3 protein-coding genes and 1 pseudogene are annotated in these 4481 nt (G+C 42.5%); all 4 read right to left on the bottom strand.

Going from position 1 to position 4481, the window contains the following annotated elements; all coding sequences use genetic code 11:
• A pseudogene (locus ACFIO3_RS09105) lies at positions 1-572 on the bottom strand (F0F1 ATP synthase subunit beta); the annotation flags it as partial.
• Positions 573-591: 19 nt separating this feature from the next.
• Positions 592-1503 carry a F0F1 ATP synthase subunit gamma gene (locus ACFIO3_RS09110; RefSeq protein WP_375608610.1) on the bottom strand — a complete coding sequence of 304 codons (912 nt, stop codon included), beginning with the start codon at positions 1501-1503 and terminating at the stop codon, positions 592-594.
• Positions 1504-1523: 20 nt separating this feature from the next.
• Positions 1524-3059: a F0F1 ATP synthase subunit alpha gene (atpA, locus tag ACFIO3_RS09115; protein ID WP_375606583.1), complete on the bottom strand. Its 1536-nt coding sequence runs from the start codon at positions 3057-3059 to the stop codon at positions 1524-1526.
• Positions 3059-3643, bottom strand: coding sequence for an ATP synthase F1 subunit delta (atpH, locus tag ACFIO3_RS09120; protein ID WP_375704350.1), 585 nt, complete (start codon positions 3641-3643; stop codon positions 3059-3061). Before atpH ends, atpA begins: the two co-directional genes overlap by 1 nt.
• Positions 3644-4481 lie beyond the last annotated feature (838 nt).

Consider the following 4481-nt stretch of genomic DNA (forward strand, 5'->3'; position numbering starts at 1 on the left):
AGAATTTCTGAAACCGTTGATTGCTCAACATATTCAGGCGCTTCTTGGTGAATAGAACGCGTTTTAGTTGCAGGAATCGGTCCCACATTATCCACCGGCTCTCCAATCACATTCATAATACGTCCCAATGTTGCTTCTCCTACAGGAACGCTAATTTGCGTTCCTGTATCCACAACCTTTTGGCCCCGCATCAGACCATCAGTTGTATCCATAGCAATCGTACGCACAGTATTTTCACCCAAATGCTGAGCAACTTCCAACACCAAACGATTGCCTAAATTCTCTGTTTCCAAAGCATTGAGAATATTTGGCAATGCGCCTTCAAATTGCACATCAACGACAGCACCAATAACCTGCTTGATCACACCAACAGCGCCTTTTGCCTGCTCTTCTTTTTTTGCGGATATATCTTTTTTTACAGGCGTATCTTTAGCTGCACTACGCGCAGATGCAGACGAAGCCTTAACACCCGCTTGAGATTTCGAAGCGGCTTTTTTCACGCTGGAACGAGCAACTGGTTTCTTTTTTTCACCTTTTTCTGTTCCTTTGCTTGAGGTTACTGCTTTTACCATCAATCCTTACCTTTTCCATTTAAAGCGCTTCAGCGCCCGCAATAATTTCGATCAATTCTGTCGTAATCTGTGCCTGACGCTGACGATTATAAGCCACCGTCAATTTATTAATCATTTCACCTGCATTGCGCGATGCATTGTCCATAGCCGTCATCTTTGCGCCCATTTCACCAGCAACATTTTCCAACAAAGCCCGAAAGATTTGCACCGAAAGATTGCGTGGCACAAGCGTCTCTAAAAGAGAAGCAGCATCCGGTTCATACTCATAAACAATCGATTGAGATCCCTTACTATGATCGGTTTGCTCTACAACATCTATGGCCTCAACAACTGCTTTTGGAGCAATCATTGGAATCAAACCAAAAGCTGTCGGTCGCTGATTAATGACGGAAACAAATTCAGAATAAAACAGCGTACAGACATCGAAAGCGCCATCATTGAATAAATCAACAATCCGTTGACTAATCATCACCGCCTCTGCAAAACCAATTCGCTTTACAGCATGCAAATCGATGTGATCAATTATCAAACCTTTGTAATCACGCGATAAAATATCCGCACCTTTTTTACCTACGGTAATAATTTTCACTATTTTACCAGATGCCAACAGTGCTTTAATCTGTTCACGTGCACGACGAGCAATTTGCACATTAAAAGCACCACACAAACCGCGCTCAGCAGTACATACTACCAGGAGATGCACATCATCTCGCCCTGTGCCTCGCATAAGAGCAGGCGCATCAACACCATCCACATCAGCAGCGACACTGGTCAAAATATCAGCCATTCTCTTTGCATAAGGACGAGCAGACTGCGCCGCCTCTTGTGCACGATGTAACCTTGCTGCTGCAACCATCTGCATAGCTTTAGTAATCTTTTGTGTTGCTTTAACCGAAGCGATACGGTCTCTAAGATCCTTTAGTGAGGCCATTCAAGCATTCCATTAATTCATCACGAAAAATTTTTCGCATAAGTGTTAAGAACCGTCATCAACTTATCTTTCAGCTCGTCTGTTAACTGCTTTTGCTCGGCAATTGCCTTTAAGAGATCTTGATAATCACTCCGCAAAAGCACCAAAAGCCCCTGCTCAAACCGCGCAACATCAGAAACCGCTAGAGAATCAAGATAGCCATTCACACCCGCGAAAATAACCACCACCTGTTCTTCTGTTTTGAGTGGAGAAAATTGTGGCTGCTTTAAAAGCTCAGTCAAGCGTGCTCCTCGATTCAACAGACGCTGGGTTGACGCATCCAAATCAGAGCCAAACTGCGCAAAAGCTGCCATTTCACGATATTGCGCCAATTCACCTTTAATCGAGCCGGCAACCTGTTTCATCGCCTTAATTTGTGCAGCAGAACCAACACGCGACACAGAAAGACCAACATTTACAGCGGGACGAATTCCTTGATAAAACAAATTAGTCTCTAGAAAAATTTGCCCATCCGTAATCGAAATCACATTTGTAGGAATATAGGCGGAAACATCATTTGCTTGCGTTTCAATGACTGGCAAAGCTGTCAAAGACCCAGATCCATTTTCTGCATTCAACTTCGCAGCCCGCTCTAAAAGACGCGAATGAAGATAGAAAACATCTCCCGGATAAGCTTCACGACCTGGAGGACGACGTAACAAAAGAGACATTTGACGATAAGCCACCGCCTGTTTTGACAAGTCATCATAACCGATCAAAGCATGTTGCCCATTATCACGAAAATATTCGCCCATAGCACATCCGGCAAGAGGCGCAATAAATTGCAATGGCGCTGGATCAGAAGCGGTTGCCGCCACAATAATAGAATATTCCAGTGCTCCACGTTCTTCCAAAACTTTAACGAACTGCGCCACCGTCGAACGTTTTTGACCAATAGCGACATAAATGCAATAAACTTTGTCTTGTTCTCGTCCAGCCTCTTTTTCATGAAAAGGCTTTTGGTTTAAAAATGTATCGAGCAAAATCGCTGTTTTTCCTGTCTGGCGATCACCAATCACTAATTCACGCTGCCCCCGTCCAATGGGGATGAGTGCGTCAATCGCTTTCAATCCGGTCGACATCGGTTCATGCACAGACTGACGCGGAATAATTCCAGGCGCCTTAACATCAACACGACGACGTTCTGTTGCTTTAATGGGTCCCTTACCATCGATAGGATTTCCCAATGCATCAACCACACGCCCAAGCAAAGCGGGACCCACAGGAACATCCACAATAGCACCCAATCGTTTTACACAATCCCCTTCACGGATATCGCGATCTGAGCCAAAAATGACCACACCAACATTATCAATTTCCAAATTGAGAGCCATACCGCGCACACCGTTTGGAAAAGCAACCATTTCCCCTGCTTGGACATTATCCAAACCATAAACGCGGGCGATACCATCCCCAACAGAGAGAACCCAACCAATTTCTGAAACCTCAGCCTTTTGGTCAAAGTTTTTGATTTGCTCTTTTAGAATTTTTGAAATTTCAGATGGTCTAATATCCATCAGCTGACCTCTTTTTTCAATGCAAGCTTAAGCGAAGACAATTTTGTTAGAAGGGACGTATCAATTTGAGACGCCCCCACACGAACGATTAATCCACCAAGAATCGTTGGATCCACAATGATGTGTAGCAAAACTTTTCCCCCGACGACACTTTCCAAAGCCTCACACAATTCTTGTCTTTGTTGAGAACTTAAGGAGCGCGCAGAAATAATTTGTGCTGTTACTTGATTACGAGCGCGTGCAACACAACGTCGAAAAGCATGTAAAATACCAAATACGGCACTAAGCCTACGGTTTGCTGCAATAACGCGTAAAAAATCACCAATAACCTGTCCTGCGTTTTTATCAGCAAATTTGATGTTTTCACAAATAGATTGCATCACCTTAATTTGCTCTTTGACTGAAAAGAATGGACTGAGCACAAAGCGTTTTAAATCTTCATTTTGCTCCAAGACAAGCAAAATTTTTTCCACTGCCTTTTCAACTTTTTCAACGTTTCCCGCTTCTTGAACGCAATCAAAAAGCGCTTGCGCATAGCGTTGATCTACCAACGGCAGCGGTATGAGAGAAAATGAATCCGACACGAAATACCGCCTCTTTCCCTTGAGCGACTCTCTGATAGTTATCAGATGAAATGAAACAGACACTCTCCATTTTAAGAATCTTCTTCTTAAAACCTAGAACAAAAATCACTTGGTTTCTAGCATAGACATAACTGACTCGCAACACCACAAATCGCTGCTTTTTAAAAATTTTAATAAAATATTCAAAATATTTTTAAAAAGCATTTTTTTAGATATACAGGATGGCATCATAGTTTTTTTATGCCTCTTTTTGACATTCTCTGAGCGATTTTTTTCACTCTCTTTAATTTTACTCCCAATGCTCTTTCCACCCCCAAAAAACGGTTCTTCCTTAACATTAAAGATCAGCCTCTTATCACCATAAGAGCTTTCGCGAGAAGCAACTATGCATTGCCTCACACTTTTGTTTATTGCGTTCTAGAATGGGATTACATCCCTCACGAAAACAGCACGCCATTGGGTTGCAATTTAACAGGCTTGTTTTAAAGAGACATCTCTCAAAGCTCCCAAGCCCATTTATGACAGCACCCATAAATGGTATAACAGTAAATCCATTGAGCCCCCATCTTTACGCTTATGAAGAAACAAGCGTTCCCCACACCACACACTTTGCCCAGTTCTTAATATTGCGACAGCCCTTGGCATTAGAGACGATTCATAAGAAGCACTTTTACTCCTTATCTTCTATAGTTTCACTCCACATACTCAATTCCCGCTTGTTATGTACAAGCGAATAATCTTGATTGATTTAACATACACAGGTTTGAAACGAGAGAAGCTTACGATATTCGAAACTCTCATTCAACATACAAAACAATGCATTATCCTTATAAACAAG

Source organism: Bartonella sp. AD328YNZD, from assembly GCF_042196425.1.